Here is a 16817-nt window from a genome sequence, read left to right on the forward strand (position 1 = left end):
AAAAATCCTGACGTATGGGCAACCATTTGGAACTGGGTGGCGCTACATATGAACTCAATCAATAGCTTTGTTCTCACCTTTATCATTGCATTTTTATGCATTGTTTATGTGGGCAAAGAACGAAAGTGCTGGCGAATTTTAGTGGAATGCTTGCTTTGTGGCTCACTTGCCATAGCAAGTGAAAGTCTATTTGAGTATTTCCAAATGCCAGCAAAATTAGCCATCGCACTAGGGGCAATTATCGCAATGTTTGGAATAGACCAGGTGCGGTTATTTGCGAAGAACTATGTGGATAAAAAGGTGGTGAAAAGTGAATAAGTTCAAATTTAGCCAGCGTAGCGAAGAAAGTCTTAAAGGCGTTCACAAAGACTTAGTCAAAGTGGTTCGCCGTGCATTACAGTTAAGTGCGGTCGATTTTACCGTTATTGAAGGCATTCGCAGCAAAGCCAAACAAAAGCGACTTTTTGCTCAAGGGGCAAGTAAAACAATGCACAGCCGCCATCTTACAGGCCACGCCGTTGATATTGTTCCTTATCCTTTAGACTGGCAAGATAAAGCGAAATTTCAAAAAATATCCCAAGCAATGTTCCAAGCGGCAAAAGAGTTAAATATTCCTATCCGCTGGGGCGGTGATTGGAATCAAAATGGTAAAACGGAAGACGAACGTTTTTATGATGGCCCGCATTTTGAATTACTTAGAGCGGCTTATCCTTAATACATCCGGCCTTTGGCAACGCTTTCCGCTATTCAGGAACAGCCCAACCCTTAGGCCTTTTTCATTTAAGGTGCATAATTATGCCAAGTATTAAACTCACTAACTTTGGTGGGATTGCCCCGAGGTATCAGGCACAAAACTTACATCAAGCAATGGCGCAAGTGGCGGAAGATGTTGATCTTTCCCGTGGCACATTACGTCCTTGGCGTACGGATAAAAAGGTCAGCGAAAAAACAGGGAAATCCATTTTTATTGATAAATGTTGTTATCTTGCGAGTGAAAATTGCAAGGCGTCTTTTTCTCGAATTAATACCGATTGTTGTTTCATCGTAGCAAGTGGGGTGAAAGAATATCCTGTTATTCAAAAGAAGCAGTGCGCTTGCGAAGAGAAGTGGAATCGGCTTGGATTTCCCGTTGAATTGCCCCCGCCAAATGCCGAGTTCTTGGGAGAGTTAAGCCAAGATTTCAATCAAGAACTACGCCAATATATTTACACGCTTGTTGATGAATTTGGGTTTGAATCAGCCCCAAGTTTGCCGAGTGAAGCGATTTATGCGCATAATGATAAGCCAGTTATTTTAAGTGGACTACCAATGGATTTCCCAACCTACAACATAGCCAAAGTGCGGTTATATTGTGCGGTAACACCCTTAGATTATGGTGACGCTAAAACCGATTATGATGCGCACTTTTTATTGCTTGATGAGATTGATTTTGGCACGGCAAATTATATTCACCAGCCACACATCACCTATGGCGACGTGTGCATTACTGAAGAATATGAACCACCGCCAAACACTATGACCGATCTGCAATATTGTGGAAATGGACAGCTTGGTGGCCTGGTGGGAACGGAATTGTGGTTAAGTGAACCCCTTAAGCCGCACGCTTTTCCTGAAGCCTATCGTTATGGCCATTTCAACGGTAAACCAATTCGCTTTTTATGTGGCGAACGGGTAGGCTATATTCTCACCGATGAATATCCTGCGATTATCGAAATGGAAAGCCCGTGCCAATCGCAAGGTTGTAGGACTATTAGCTTGCATGAAGAACCACACCCCATCATCTCATACCAATCCGCTTGCTTATACAACGGAGCTTGTTTTTATGCGACTAAAGATGGGTTGGTTATGCTTTCGGGTAATCAATCTAAAATTGTTACCACACAATTATTCACGCAAGACCAGTGGCAAGCTATTGCTCCTTGGACAATGATTGGTGTCATACAAGATGGTTATTATTTGGGATTTACTGAAACACACAGCTTGCGGTTTAAAATTCCGGATAGCATTTATGAAGAAGTGCAAATTGAATCTTTAACCACTCTTTCCATAAAACCACAGGCGGTTTATCGTAGTGATCAAGATGAACTATATTTTGCGACTGAATCTGGCATTTATCAATGGAACGCCGGTGATGATTGGAAAACCTTTAAATGGATAGGACGATTAAATACCTTACCTGGTTACACCGCAATGACGGCGTATAAATTGCAACAGGATTTTGCACAAACGCACGTTAAGCATACGGCTTATAAACGCCATCGCAACGAGATGGTCAGAGAGCTTGTTATTTTAGGTGATAAAATCGTTAATGACAGCCGTCCACACCGTTTAAAGGGGGGCTATTCAACATTGCAGTTTGACGTTGAAATCTCGGGTAAAGGCGAAGTGCTGGCTTATCACATTGCTACTTCTGTAGCAGAATTAGGAACAGAATAATGAAATACCAAACAGAACGCATTGAAGCAATCGGCCAATCGCAATCCTTGCTGGCAGAACTTTTTACTTTCGTGGGCGAACATCACGATCAAACGGCACAGTTAAGAGAAAGTTGGGTGCCGTTTTTTCGTATTTGGGGCAATCAAGATCCGTACACCAAAATCAAAGTATTTACCGCCAGAGATGAAAAAGATCACATTGTAGGTTGTGTAATGGCATTGCTTATTGAAAACCCACTATTCGTTGAAAAGCCTTTTATTCAGCGCTTTGTTGATTTGACTAATGGTGATACTCAGTTTGAACAGTATGTAAAACTGATTTTAGACAGCGTTTAAATTTTTAGTGAAACTCCAGATTGAATAGGCCTATAATAACTTATTCACATAAGGAGGGTTTATGAAACAATTTTTTACCGCACTTATTAACAAATTTATATCAAGCCTATTGCTCATTCCAATAGGCTTTTTTAATGGGAGAAAAAATGGCAACACAAGAACAGAAAGCGCAATTTATGGAAGTTTTCCAAGCAGCACAACAAGCGGAAATTCCGCATCCTGAAGTGGTTGCCGCACAATGGGCCGCAGAATCTGGATGGGGAAAAAAGGTTACTGGAAAGTATAATTATTGGGGAGTCAAAGCAGGTAACGGTGATCCTAATAATGATGAAAAGGGAACGGTATCTTGGACGCACGAAAATATCAATGGGCAAAATGTCAAAGTTAAACAAAAATTCCGTGATTATAACAGCCTGTCGGAAGCCTTAGCAGACAGGGCTGCATTTACTAAACGCGGTGGGCGTTATGAAAAGGCGGGGTATTTTGATGCAGCATCGCCAGCGGAAGCAGCGATAGCATTACAAAAAGGTGGCTATGCTACCGATCCTAATTATGCCAAAAACTTAATTGATGTAATGAAAAGCGCTGGAATAGATCCATACAATGGTCAGCGTGATTACAGCACAATAAAGCCGACATCAAACTTGTCTCAACACACAGAAGAAAATGCGTTCTCTTTTCCTAGTCAACCTAATTTTCAATCTAACAACCCCTTAGCCGAATTTCAAAATTACTTTGAACAACTCAACGGAGCTCAAGGAGAAAGTGCGCAATCGCCAATAGAGCCAATTAATTATCAGCAGAAATATCAAAAGGAACTCGCCAAAGCCTTTGGCATAGAACCTTCTACCAAAGGAATGATACCTGATTATATTGGTGACTTAGTGCGAAGTATTTATGACCAAACTTAGGAGAACAAAATGGCCATTGCAGATATTAACAAAATCCAAGCCTTGTACGCTACCCAACCTGAAGCTGAATTAAATGCGTGGAAAGTACCATTTCAAATGGCTAACGCCTTTGCTGACACGGCAGAGCAACACCGCCGATTAGATGAAAATAATAAAACCAAAGATTGGCGCGTTGCTTATGCCAACGCATTAGCCAAAACCAATGTGGCAAAACAGCAAGCAGATTTAACCCAACTACAAGGTTGGGAGCAAGGGTTAGATTTCTTGAAAAAACACGCTGTTGATGAGCAAGGACGAATTAGAAATCCTGAAGAATTGCTCAACAAATATCGCCAATTTCCAACGCAACAACAAAACCCCTATCTCTTTGCCCAATTACTTAGTGGAGATAAAAACTACCTTACAGAAACCGCCAAAAATCTTGCACCCATTAATCCCAGTGCAGCATCGCAATATTCCCTAATGGCTGGTGTAACTCCACATTTGCTTGATGAAAATAATCAAGTGCAAAACTTTTTCTCAGGGGAAAACATTGGTGTGCTACCAAATAATGTCGATCCAGCAGCGGTAGCAGGTGGCGAGGCGTGGAAATATTATTTCAATCAACTTGCCAATCAGCAATCTCAACAAAAAGCGGCACAACGTGCATTACCTGATTTAACCAAACCCTTTAGTGATGTACTCACCAATTCTATGCAAGATATGTTAGGTGAAGAAGGCAGCGTCCCAGCATTAGATCCTGCGAAATTCCGCCAAAATATGAAACAACTTTATCTGCTTTACCCAAATCGCGTAGATGAAATTAATGGATTCGTTGCCAGGGTAATGAATCAAAATGGCTGGAATAGATAGAAAATAAAAATCAATGGAAATAACCCGAACAATCGTTCGGGTTTTGTTTTATTTAATAGGTAGTAATAATGACACAATCAACTCAATTTGACCCGCGTGCGTGGGTGTTTGCCGATGAAAACACCGCCAACCAAATGCTACAAAACCATCAAGCTAACGCCTCACAGCAACCAGCTTTAGATCCACAAGAATGGGTATTTCGTAATGTTCAAGATAAAGATGTTACAGGAATGGGAACAAAATATGGTGAATATTTTAATTCCCAGGTAGAAAAACAGCGTGCGGCACAGAAAGGGCGATTAGATCCAGTTTGGATTGACAATCAATTCCAGCATCATTTAGGGGAAATGGAAAAGTTCTACACCCTACAAGGATTTAGCCCTGCGCAAATTGAGAAGATCAAAGCGGAATTTAACCAAGCATCGAATTTGGCGGGACAAGGCCCGTGGTATGAACGCGCGTGGGATCACGCCAGTGACTTAGCCAAATCTACCGCAGCAGCAACCAGTGGCTTAACGGCAGATGTCATCGGTGCATTTGCGCCTGAAAGTGAGTGGCATCGCGACTGGAAAGAAACCCGAGATGCTTATGCAAATGCGCTTTCAGATCGTGGCTTAATTGGGCTTAATCGTCAAGATCAAGAGTTTGCCCAGCGTATGGCGAATGGGGAAAACGAAGCGCTAGCTAAATTCCAATCATTGTGGAATCACCCACTTGCCACCGCCAATCAGGCTACGCAGGCAATTCCACAAGTTGCTTTGGCTGCCGCAACAGGTGGATTGAGTCTAGGAGCGGTGAATGCGGCGGCTAGTGCGGGTTCATATCGTGAAGAAATTCGCAATGCGTGGAAAAACCTATCGCCCGAGCAAGCAATTCAAATGCCACAAATCCAACAAAGAATGGCGCAAGGAATGACATTGGAACAAGCTATTGAAGATGCGTCTACAGACTTATCGGATAATTTGGCGGGAATTGGGCGAGCAGCTGCAATTGGTGGGATTGATGCCATTAGCCCACTTGGCAAATTAGGCAAAGGCGTAAATAGCGGTATGCTCAAAACCTTTGGCAAAGAAGTCACCAAAGAGGCAGCGCAAGAAGCCATAGAACAAGGGAATAGAAACTATGGCGTAGGACAAATTGACGGCAAAACCCAACTAATGGATGACGTGCAAGCAAGCGCCGTTGCTGGTGCTGTATTGGGCGTGCCAACAGGGGCAATTTCTGCTTATGATGCGTATCGTAACGATCGCCAAGCAAAAAAACACAGAGAAGCATTACAGAATGCCGTGGAAGTAGAAAGTGAAAATGCAGAGCCTACACCAAAGCAAACCGAAAAGGCTGCACAACAGTTTGATGAAAATGTCTTAGATGAAACATTGAGCGTCATTGAAGATGAACAACTTCGTAAAGATTATAAAGAAGAACTCGAAAATGACATCAAAGACGGGTTAATTGCGGAACGTGCAAAAGAAAATTCTACCTATGGCAAATTAGCCAAAGCCTATTTACAAGCCACAAATCCGCAACAGGAAATTGATACAGAGCAACGTGCAATAACTCAGCCAGAAGCTCAAGCTGAAACGGAAGGGCTAACTCAAGAACAGTTGGATAAACAACGTGCGGCTGATTTAAGAAGCCGAATGGAACGCTGGCTCAATGAAGAAAAGGTTGATGATATTAGCGATGTTATTAGCACGCCAATGACCTTCACTGATGACAAAGCAAAAGTCACCTTTGCCACTCGCACTGCGTTTGGTGAAATTCAGCGTTTGGCAGAACGTAACGGGATTGATCCAAACGATGGCAATGCGATCCGTGAATGGATTGAACAGGACAGCGACCCCCACATCACCATCACTGCAGAAGATCTTGATAAAGCTCAAGCACAAGATAACGCACAATCGAGTGTACAAGCACAACCATATGCACAAGATAATGGTGATTCTGCAGCACAAACTCGCTATTCTCATTCGCCAATAAAATCAGTGGAAGCGAATATCAAGCGTGGCCGTGAAGCTATGAACACAGCCATTGTAGAGCGAAGAACTGTTCATAGAGCAATGTATAACCATAATTTAGATGGCTGGGTGGATTTTGAATGGGGGGATGTAGGACAAATTAAGCCTAGTGGTAAAACAAAAGGAGCAATGGGGATTGCTCATATTATTGAATCACGAATTAGAAAAGATGGTATGGATTATGGTCAAGTTAGTCAAATGCTTACTCATCGGGTCGTTGAGACGCTTGCAAAAGGGCAAGTATCTCAAATTTACAAGAATGGAAACGTTCAAAGCGTTTTTATTGATTACAATGGAAATCGAGCTACATTAATAAAAAGACAAGGATCAAATAGTTGGTTAATGAATGCGTTTGAAATGAAACCAACTGATGGACAAGTAGGAAGTAACGATCCTATCCAGCCTACGCATACCTTGCCTACACGTCAGCGTCAAGATATGGGAGCAGTCGGTACAGATACTGTACAACAAACCACCACTCAAAGCAACAACCAGCCTCATATTGATTCTGCGAATATTGAACAAGATCGCCAGTTTTTGCAAAAAATATTGGGCGATGTTGCCAGCCAGATTGAATTGGTTAGCCGTGTTGCTTTACAGGGCAATAAGCAAAACGCAGAAGGTTTTTTTGAAAATGGTAAGGCGCATCTTGTTACGGACAATATCAAGGGTGATGACGTATTTAGCCGTGAAGAACGTCTTGCCTGGGTCGCTTGGCACGAATTGGGGCATAATGGTGTTAATGTTCGTTTTAGTGCTAATCATAAAAACTTAATGGAATTTGCCCGCACTAATCCCGTCGTGGGAACGTTAAGACGCAAAATCCAACAGCGTTATGCAGATATGAATATTCATATCAATGATGATGTGGCAACGGAAGAAGCCATTGTTGAACTTTATGCAGCAAGCCAGACAAACGATTGGGCAAAGCTAGAGAAAGATTACAATCTTCGCATTCACCATAGCTGGAAAACAGGGGAAAATTCTGTCCGCACTTTTATTGAAAATGTGGCGAACAAATTACGCAAAATTGTCGGTGCGGTGCTGAAAAAAGATCTCAGTAAAGCGACCACGGCAGATATTCTTTCTTTGCTCAAACAACTTAACCAAGATCCGCATACCGAGAATGTATCGCAAGACAATACCCAAGAAACACGTTACTCCCTAAACGAAAGTGCTGATTCTGATTTTGCGAAAGCGGTTGATGAGGTTTCTAAGGGGGGAAGTGTCAAAGGTTATATTGATGTTGGCACAACACCAGATGTACTTAAAATGTTGGGATTGCCTGATGTAAAAGTTACAATTCACGGTGCTACCTTTAAAAAGGTGATGCAAGATAAACATCATATTACAGCGGAAACCTTAAAACAGCTACCACAACAAATTAATAATCCCGTTGCGGTAATGAGATCATCAACTGAAAATAATGGCTATGTTGTTTTAACTGAATTAATTGAAAATGTAAACGGAGCAAATAAGCCAGTAATAGCAGCGTTGCATTTAAAACAAGATGCTAATGGGTTAGAGCTTATTAATATTGCAAGCGTGTATGGAAGAAATCATTCTCAGATTCAGCGAGGGCTAGATAATGATTTGTTGTATTTAAATAAAGAAAAAGGAAAAAATTTTGCCGATACCTTTGGGCTTCAATTGCCCGCATATGTATCACAAGATTTTTCCCCTTTTGAAAATATTAAAACCGAAGACGATCTAAGTCAATACCGAAACAACAAAGAAACACGTTTTTCTCAGCGAGAGAACCAAGATCTCTCTGAACAACGTTACAACCAAGCAAAAGAAAATGGCGAAACTGAACTCAGTTATTCACAATGGAAGCAAGTGCGTAGCCCAGCTTTCAAGGCTTGGTTCGGCGATTGGGAGAACGATCCTGAAAATGCGTCTAAAGTGATTAACCCGAAAACCGGTGAGCCATTGGTGGTCTATCACGGCACGAGTGCAAACTTTAATGTGTTCGACCCAGAAAAACAGAAAAACTACCGCAATCAATATGGCGGTGGATTTTATTTCACGAGCAATCCTGACGTGGCGAAATTGTTTGGTGATAACGTAATGCCTGTGTTCTTGAACGCTAGAATCGGATTGACTGAAAAGCGTTTGGCAAGAAGAAAAGGGCAAACCGTTGAACTTGATCATCTACGCCCAAATGATTCTCGCGATATTTGGGTGGTGTACAACCCAAATCAAGTGAAATCTGCTGTTGGGAATAATGGCGAGTTTTCAACAGAAAATGACGACATTCGTTATTCCCAACGTCAGAAACAAAATACAGCGGATGATAAAACCTATCTTGAATTAGCAAAACGCTATGAACAAGGTGATACATCTGTTGAACCACAATTACGTCAATTAATTGATCAAAAGGCAAAAGCTTGGGCAAAAGCGAGCCGTATTACGGATGAGAATGGAAATTTACGCACCGTTTACCACGGAACCAAAGCGGAAAACTTGCATACCTTTGATTACGACAAAATTGGGCAGCAAGGAACGGTGGATGGGCAGGGGTTCTATTTTACCGATGATGCGGATTATGCCAAACGTTATCAACAAGGTAATGGAAAAGTCATCAATGCGTATCTCAACCTAGAAAATGAATTAGATCCTAATTCGCTGACACTCACCAAAAAAGAAGTGAAATCACTGCTCAAACAGCTTGATCCAACGGGGCAAGATTTTCTTTCTAATTATGGCGACGTGGATTATGAGGGATATAACAATGTTCTTAATGAAGCAGCAGAATCATTGCTTGAGTTGGATAATGATGTAGAAGTTATTGGGGATATTATTAACTCAGGTAATGATATCGACAAGGTTTATAACGCATTGAGCAAAGTGCGGAAGAACAGTGGAATCATTGCTCCTAAAGAGGATGGCAGTACCCACTATATTCTTGGTACACAAAATCAAATGAAGTCGGCTGATTTGATTACCTATGATGATAAGGGAAACATTATTCCATTATCAAAACGTTTTAATGCTCGTTCAAATGATATTCGTTATTCTCTCCGCCCAACTCACCGTCCAAAATCAGAAAGCCTTGAGAAGTTACGCCAAGCGAAACCGATTCACATTTCAGGCAAGGATATTGAGCCAAGCTCAGACTTACGCCAATACAAACGTAATGCCTTGAACTATGGTAAAACCTTGCGTGGTAGCTATGTGAATAAAGATACGGGGCAAGAAGTTGTATTAGGTATGGGGGCAGTGAAAGAGGTATTAAACCACGATTACAAAGACCCTGATCATTTACAAAGTATCGCCGCCATTCCACAAATAATTGAAGAGGCGATTTATATTGATACGCTTCAAAATGAGGATAAAGAAAAGCACCCGAATATTCAACGTTATGATTATTATGTGGCAGGCTTAAATATCGGTGGTGATAATTATACTGTCAAAGCGGTGGTTTCTACTGCTAAAGATGGTAGTCGTTATTATGATCATAAATTAAGTGAGATCGAAAAAGGCGAGCTACTTTCACGGACCAGTAGGATAACAACTCCAGTGGATAAAAGTAACTCGCCTTTTAATGAATTTGATGATAAACGCCTTTTACAAATCTTGCAAGATAAAAGTGCGGTGGAAAATGAAGAAAATATTCGTTATTCCAAACGCCAGTCCGTAGATGATTTAGTCAAAACAGGGAAAGCGAAAGCAGAACCAGGGTTATTTGACGATCTCAAAGCCAAAGACTGGGAAGGGTTTAAAAAACGCATAAATAGGGCAACGAGTAAACTAGATGAATGGTTTGCGGATAGCTTGCGCCCAGTGAATGATTGGATTGATGAGATAAAAGGCATTGTGCCAGAACATATTGCAGAGCAATTAAAAGGCGATATGTATCGCGCAAAAGGGGTGAGAGATGCGCTTAATTCTGAATTAGAGCAAGCCTATCTCAAACCGTTATTGCGTAAACTGGCAGAAATTGCCAGCAAAGAAGGGCCATCAGGCAATAAAAGCAATGAACTTGATGTGAAACGCTTAGTGGGCTTTTGGCTTTCTGCGCGGTATTCCATTGAACGAAATCAGCGCTATTTAGTCGATGAGAAAAAGAAAATGGAAGACGCGGAAGAAGCATTGCACGAAGCGGAAGCGCAAGACGATCCGGATTTGCTCGATAAGGCAAGAGATGCCTATCGTAAAGCGGAGCGCCAATACCGTTACCGCAAAGCGGATGTAGAAAGCACAAACTTTGGTAGCAATGTGGAGAAAAACTTTAAAGTGGGAACCGCTGGCGGATTTTCAATTCCACACGCGCGTGCTTTAATGAAACGCATTGAAACCTATGTTTCACGCAAGGATTTAGAAAGCGTGGCAGAATTGGTTTATGATTTAAACCAAGCACGTTTGCTTATCGATCTCAATTCAGGGCGATTTACGCAAGAAGCCTATGACGAATATAAACAAGATCGTCATTATGTGCCATTAACAGGCGATCCAAGAGCTGATGAAGGCTTTGATTTCATTGGTGGTGCAGGGCAAAGTGCGCTTAATATCGCTAAGGATAAAGCACATAAAGGGCGGAAAACTTCAGAAGCAGAAGATGCCATTGATGCCACTTGGAAAGCCGTGGGTAAAACTACTGCTTATGCAGGAATGGTGGATTTCAAAAATCGCCTTGATGAAATCTATGAAAATGAGTTTCATCGCTTGCGAGAAGAAGGCTTTTCTGAACGTTCTGCCAAAGAGCAAGTGGAAGAAACCCTTGGCATTAGCAAGAAAAAAATGCAAGGCACCACACGCACAAGTGATAACGTACTCATTCGCAAACAAGGGCATAGCTATTATGAATATCATTTACCAAATGATGTGATCCAAGCATTGAAAAGAGATAATGTGGAACAAGTGAATGCGTTACTTAGACTTGTGAGCAAACCAACAGGTTGGTATGCCCGTGGTGTAACCCAATGGACGCTTACCTTTTCTCCGCAAAATATGTTGCGAGATACTTGGGAAAAATCCGAATTTATCCGTGTGCAGAAACTTTATCGTAATGGTAAGAAAGTGGACGATGCAACAATGGATAGAATCGGACGTGGGGTGCTGAAGTATGCCTTTTCCGATAAAGGACTATGGACGGCAACAAAACGCTTTGGTTTTGGCCAAGCTTTGCGTGAAGACGTGGAAGATGAGCGTTTGTTGAAACGCTTGCTTGAATTAGGTGGCGTTTCTACTTACAGCACTTATTCTTGCACGCACGGAAAAAGATTTGGTCAAAAAAGTGAAAGCGGAAAATTCTGGCTTAGGTAAACGCCTTGAACAAGTCGGAACGATACTAGAAGGCTATAACAAAACCTTTGATACGGTATCTTCTTTGGCAGCGTTTAAATCTTTGATCAAAAATGGTATTGATGAAAAACAAGCGGCAGCCATTACGCTGGAACTTACTAACTTCCGCAAGCAAGGTTCGGCAATGGCACCGATTAAAGCCTTGTATATGTTCTCTCAACCTACCGCAATGGGGGCAAGAAATCTCTATAAATTCCTTTCTCACCGAAAAGGAAGAAATCGGTTCTTTGCCTATATGGCAGTGATGATGCCATTTTACCTAGCCTTGCGTGCTTTTGATGATGAAGATGAAGGCGGAAACAAATGGATCAGCTTGGTGATATTTCTCGCTACATCCCAATTCCAGATGGATTAGGCAAATACATCAAACTGCCTGTTGGCTTTGGTATGCCACAATTGGCGTGGAACTTCTCCGTGAATTTGGTGAAAGCATATGTGGGGGATATTTCTAACAGTGAAGCGGCGGTGAATATGCTTGTTCACACAATGAAAACCTTTGCCCCAATTTCACCAAGTGAGATTTCCGCCGCCAAATATCCGATTGAAAAAGTGGCGATGACTGCAACGCCGACGATTTTGCAGCCATTAATGCAAATTGCCTTAAACCGTAACGCATTTGGCAGCCAAATCACCACAAACTTTGTGCGAGATGATAAGCTGAAAGCAGAGCAGGCCAAATCAACCACCGCACAATTTTGGAAAGATGTGGCACTGCAAGTTCACGATGTTTTCGGTATTGATGCTCACCCTGAACAAATTAAAAATCTGTTTGATGGGTATGGCTCAATTTTCGGATCACTCAAAGAAGTGCAAACGATCTTTGTGGAAAATCCGAACCGAGAATTATTAGGGCGTAATAAACGCACGCCATTTTTCAATCAGCTTTATGGGGCAGGCAATGAGTTCGCCATTATGAGCCGTTATTATGAGGCAAGTGATGAGGCTCAAAGCCTGTTTAAAGAGTATGAAAGCCGTAAAGCGCGCGGCAAGTTAGATGGCTGGCTCACCCCACAGAAACGAGCGATGATTCAATTTCATCAAATCGACAAAAAACGAATGGCGGAACTGCGTGCGGAAAAATCCAAACTCACCCGAGATTTAAACAAGGGGAAATTAACGCCAGCAGGTTATGAAGCAAGGATTGAAAACTTTATAACCAAAAAACGGATAAGCTCCAGCGCATTCTGCTTAAACGCTGGCGTGAAATGAATGGCCTAACTAAATACGCACTAAAAAATCACCGCACTTTGGTTGAGATAAGTGCGGTAGGTTTTTCTGAACATTTTAACTAAGTAAGATAATGCCAGTTAAAGTTATTGGCGCACTTAATCTATTGCATAAGCTATTTATGTTTGTATAATAGACTATGAACAATTCTTAAACTCTTATTTCACAGAGAGTTTGAATTTATTACCTATTTTAACGAGATAAATTCAAATGAAAAAGTTAAGAAACTCACAATATTTAGCAAGCTTTATGATTGGAATTGGTTCGATTTTAAATGTTGCACCAATCGCATTTTTACCTATAAATACTGATACGCCTAATAATGATAAAACCAATTTGCAAAAGGATTGGCAGGCTGTTGGTGGTTATTTATATAAAGCAATGGAAACATTAGACAATGACCGAACAACATCAAATTACAGAAGCTGAGCAATCAGAACAAGCTAAAGATATTGTTGAAACTGTTGCGGCAAAGCCTGAATTATTAACACAGGTTTTGCAAACTCCGCAAGCAGCAGGATTGATCTCAATGATGGTTCAACAGCAGATTAGCCATTCAGGCCCGCTACCGATGGCTGATGATATGCGGAAATATAATGAGGTTATTCCTAATGGGGCTGATCGCATTATGAAATTAGCAGAGAATGAACAGAGAAATCGCTATGCTATTCCTAAGTGGTCATTATTCTTGAAAGGATTGGGACTTGTTTTTGCAATGGTGAGCGTTGCTTTAGTTATTTAGTTTTGCTTTGAATTAATAAATAAAGAGCAATATGGGCTTTCAGTTACTGTTATGATTAGCGTACTAGTTGCTTTAGCTGGTGTTTTTGCGATCGGTAAAGTTATTCACCCGAAGGATAGCAAAAGTAGCGTTGATGAGTAAAGTTTGGTTATTTTGTATGCTTAAATTTCTTTTATTTGCTGGGATATTTTATGAAAAAATTGTTGGCTTATGGGATTTTGCTATTTAGCTCTCCAGCGTTTGGTTTTTCATTTTTTGATGATTCGCCTGATGAAGTAGCAGGGAAAGCATCGGCAAATTCATTTTTATATTCTGTATTAAATGACAATCAAAAAACTGCATACTCTAAATTTTCTCAAGTGAAGCAGAAATATGCGAAATTGCATAATAAGGACTTTAATGAAGCATTTTCTGAATATGCAAATCCATACGGTGATTATGCTAAAGAGTTCTATGCTAAAGAATTAAATAGACAATCTAAATTCGATTTTAACAAGTGGTTTAGTGAGCACATAGATATAGCTGCCGATCCACAAGCTTGGGTTTTTAGTCCGACAGCTAATCAAATTTTGAGTGAAGCTGATTTTTGTAACCGAATTTTTGATGAAGGTAGTTATTTATCGACTGTCACTTCGTTATGTCCTAATGAATTTTCGGATACTCAAGTCAAACCTGAAGTAATAGCACAATATTATATTGCTCAACAATGTTCTCAATATCAGTCAGAAATGGACTTCAAGCAGGATGAAAGAAATCGAATGAATAACTTAATTCGTAATACGATACAAAAGCGATTAGATAAATTTGGCGATCAATATTGCACAATCGAGCGTAATTCGGCAGTGCCATTACTAAAGCGTTATCAAGATTTTTTTGGAATTAACTAATTCTATTTTTACAACACTTTAATTGTGGTTGCCAAAGCCAAAAAGCAGAAACAGCTTTGTGACAAATTTACCCAATAATGGGCTGCGAGTCTTATGTACGCAATGATTTTGAATAAGCAGTAACCGCAGCCACAATGCCAAAATTAGGCTATGTGAAATAAATTTCACAAAAACACCGCACTTTAACCGCTTGTGGGAAACCGCAAGCGGTTTTTTATTACTCAAAAGGAGGACTATGGCAAATCAATTTAAGCCTATCATCGATCAGTTAAAAGATCAGTCAGATAAAGAGGGCAGCAAAGATCTGCTGTACCAAGAATATAAAAAATACACCGCACCTCAACTAACTTCATTGCGAGATGAATATGTTAAGGAAATTATCCACCAGATGATGGAATACAAGGAAAAAGCTGAGTATCTCTATCTTCATCACTTTAATGAGAACTAAATTATGGCAGACAGTAGCTCCTATCTCGATATGCTTACCGGTGATGATATTAATTGCGACGAAGTAGTTAATAACATCAAAAGTATTGATGATGCTGGAAAGTTGACAAATGGTTCAGCAAAAGCGCGAGCGATTGCAATGGCTGATTATGCTTGCAAATATTTCAAAGCAGTTAGTCAAAATGCAAAAGCCAATATGATTATTGCGTTAATCCCAGCAAGGCGGCATCTTTTTTATTTTGCCGATAAGCAACACGATGTAGCAAAGCAAGCACAAAATCGTTTTGATGAAATTTGGAATAACCAACGTGATAAGGGGGATAAGCTCTTTAATCACTGGTATGACAATAGCAGACCGATTGAAGTGGCGATGCTCAATGAAGCAAGAGCAAGAGAGCAGGCAGGTTATCCCGTTGATTATGATACAGCGAAAAATCGTGCTGTTGTGACAACTCGCAGTGAATATTCTTACGCTCGGCAAAAAATAGAAAGAGAAATGAATGTGCATTGTGTGGGGGCAAGAAGAACAGCATTACGCCAGCTTCATATTGCCGAAGCAAGAGCCGCTGTTTTGGCTACAAACCAGGCTATTCGCATTGAAGAAGAACGTAAACACCAACGAGAAAGTCAGTACCGTGAAGAAGTATATAAATGGAATGGTTTATTTCAAGGGCGGGTGGGGGATAGCCTTAATTCTATTCGCACCGCACAACAGGCAGCAGCCGCTGCAAGCCAGATAAATCCTTATGAAGGCTGGAGTCAATCTGTAGCTGGGCTAAGTAATATTGGCGCAGCGTGGGGACGATTAAATGTCGCTGATATGCACACATTAAATGCAGGAATGATCCCAGCTTTTGCAAATAACTTATGGACATAGGAGATCAAATGAGACCAATTTTAATTAATAAAAAAGTGGCCAAGACCACGTTCCAAATTGATAACTGTACGAACACCGAAAATATTAGTATTGAACTCACACGTGTTGGCGGTGATGGTTCAACGATTGTTTATCCTGCTTTTGAAAGTGATCAAAACCAAGTTACGTTTATGTGGGACGATGCGATTTATAAAGCAAGAAAAGGGCGTTACCAGGGGATTATTCGCATTGATGGGTGCAAACCTTTCTGCGTGCCAATTCACGTTGATAGCTGTACTTGCTCAATGGGGCGTAGTGAAAATGGTTATTTTACTTCAACAGAATGTTTAGGATGTGCAAAATGACATATAAATTCTTAAACGGCTTTACAGCAAGCCTTAATGAAAAACTCAGCACCACAGACAAGCTCTTACCCATTGCTGAAGCAAGAGCATTAGCAGAAAGATTGAACGATGATCACACTTACCTTGTCATTAATGATGGAACAGGGGCTGAAATTGTCAAAGCCTACCGTTTTGGTAATGAGGTGAAAATTGAACGTGGACAAGATGATACTCAAGCAAAAACTTTTCCAATGGGGGCTTGTGTAAGATGGGAATTTACCCAAAGCGCATTTTACGATCTCGGTTGTCCAACAGAAGATAATTGCGAATCTTGTTGTTGCAAATAGTGGAGAAGGGTGATCTTATGGTCGCCTTTTTCATAATGTTTAAAACTAAACGCCCGATTTTAGGGCGTGTGTTGTATGGATTGGTGAGAGTATTTGGGGGGGGAGGTT

The 16817-nt window shown here is 40.9% G+C and carries 16 protein-coding genes; all 16 read left to right on the forward strand.

Annotated features, from left to right (window positions below):
* A partial coding sequence (locus C3Z13_RS02330) for a phage holin, lambda family (RefSeq protein ID WP_103854878.1) occupies positions 1-318 on the forward strand: 318 nt, incomplete at its 5' end.
* The gene (locus C3Z13_RS02335; protein WP_103854879.1) at positions 311-715 is read left to right on the forward strand and encodes a M15 family metallopeptidase; all 405 of its coding nucleotides are present in this window, start codon (positions 311-313) and stop codon (positions 713-715) included. The genes C3Z13_RS02330 and C3Z13_RS02335, both read left to right, overlap by 8 nt.
* An 80-nt stretch (positions 716-795) precedes the next feature.
* The gene (locus tag C3Z13_RS02340; RefSeq protein ID WP_103854880.1) at positions 796-2436 is read left to right on the forward strand and encodes a hypothetical protein; all 1641 of its coding nucleotides are present in this window, start codon (positions 796-798) and stop codon (positions 2434-2436) included.
* Positions 2436-2771: a hypothetical protein gene (locus C3Z13_RS02345; RefSeq protein WP_103854881.1), complete on the forward strand. Its 336-nt coding sequence runs from the start codon at positions 2436-2438 to the stop codon at positions 2769-2771. Before C3Z13_RS02340 ends, C3Z13_RS02345 begins: the two co-directional genes overlap by 1 nt.
* Before the next feature lie 146 nt (positions 2772-2917).
* Entirely contained in the window at positions 2918-3682 is a 765-nt protein-coding gene (locus C3Z13_RS02350; RefSeq protein ID WP_181021995.1) for a glycoside hydrolase family 73 protein, read from the forward strand.
* Positions 3683-3691: 9 nt separating this feature from the next.
* Entirely contained in the window at positions 3692-4534 is an 843-nt protein-coding gene (locus C3Z13_RS02355) for a hypothetical protein (RefSeq protein ID WP_103854883.1), read from the forward strand.
* A 68-nt stretch (positions 4535-4602) separates the two neighbouring features.
* On the forward strand, positions 4603-11820 hold the full coding sequence (locus C3Z13_RS11815) for an ADP-ribosyltransferase-containing protein (RefSeq protein WP_103854884.1): 7218 nt from the start codon (positions 4603-4605) through the stop codon (positions 11818-11820).
* Positions 11780-12214, forward strand: a complete 435-nt coding sequence (locus C3Z13_RS02365; protein ID WP_103854885.1) for a hypothetical protein — start codon at positions 11780-11782, stop codon at positions 12212-12214. The genes C3Z13_RS11815 and C3Z13_RS02365 overlap by 41 nt, the downstream gene beginning before the upstream one ends.
* Entirely contained in the window at positions 12163-13068 is a 906-nt protein-coding gene (locus C3Z13_RS02370; protein ID WP_103854886.1) for an LPD38 domain-containing protein, read from the forward strand. The genes C3Z13_RS02365 and C3Z13_RS02370 overlap by 52 nt, the downstream gene beginning before the upstream one ends.
* A 228-nt stretch (positions 13069-13296) precedes the next feature.
* Positions 13297-13515: a hypothetical protein gene (locus C3Z13_RS02375; protein ID WP_146256850.1), complete on the forward strand. Its 219-nt coding sequence runs from the start codon at positions 13297-13299 to the stop codon at positions 13513-13515.
* A complete protein-coding gene (locus C3Z13_RS02380) occupies positions 13484-13828 on the forward strand; it encodes a DUF2335 domain-containing protein (RefSeq protein ID WP_103854888.1) in 345 nt (114 codons plus the stop codon). Before C3Z13_RS02375 ends, C3Z13_RS02380 begins: the two co-directional genes overlap by 32 nt.
* A 191-nt stretch (positions 13829-14019) precedes the next feature.
* A complete protein-coding gene (locus C3Z13_RS02385; RefSeq protein ID WP_103854889.1) occupies positions 14020-14715 on the forward strand; it encodes a hypothetical protein in 696 nt (231 codons plus the stop codon).
* Positions 14716-14950: 235 nt separating this feature from the next.
* Positions 14951-15163 (forward strand): hypothetical protein, encoded by a 213-nt coding sequence (locus C3Z13_RS02390; RefSeq protein ID WP_103854890.1) that lies wholly within the window; start codon positions 14951-14953, stop codon positions 15161-15163.
* Between the two features lie 3 nt (positions 15164-15166).
* Positions 15167-16039, forward strand: a complete 873-nt coding sequence (locus C3Z13_RS02395; RefSeq protein ID WP_103854891.1) for a hypothetical protein — start codon at positions 15167-15169, stop codon at positions 16037-16039.
* Positions 16040-16047: 8 nt separating this feature from the next.
* Entirely contained in the window at positions 16048-16383 is a 336-nt protein-coding gene (locus C3Z13_RS02400; RefSeq protein WP_103854892.1) for a hypothetical protein, read from the forward strand.
* Positions 16380-16709 (forward strand): hypothetical protein, encoded by a 330-nt coding sequence (locus C3Z13_RS02405; protein ID WP_103854893.1) that lies wholly within the window; start codon positions 16380-16382, stop codon positions 16707-16709. Before C3Z13_RS02400 ends, C3Z13_RS02405 begins: the two co-directional genes overlap by 4 nt.
* Positions 16710-16817 lie beyond the last annotated feature (108 nt).

The organism is Avibacterium endocarditidis (assembly GCF_002921145.1).
Lineage (GTDB): Bacteria > Pseudomonadota > Gammaproteobacteria > Enterobacterales > Pasteurellaceae > Avibacterium > Avibacterium endocarditidis.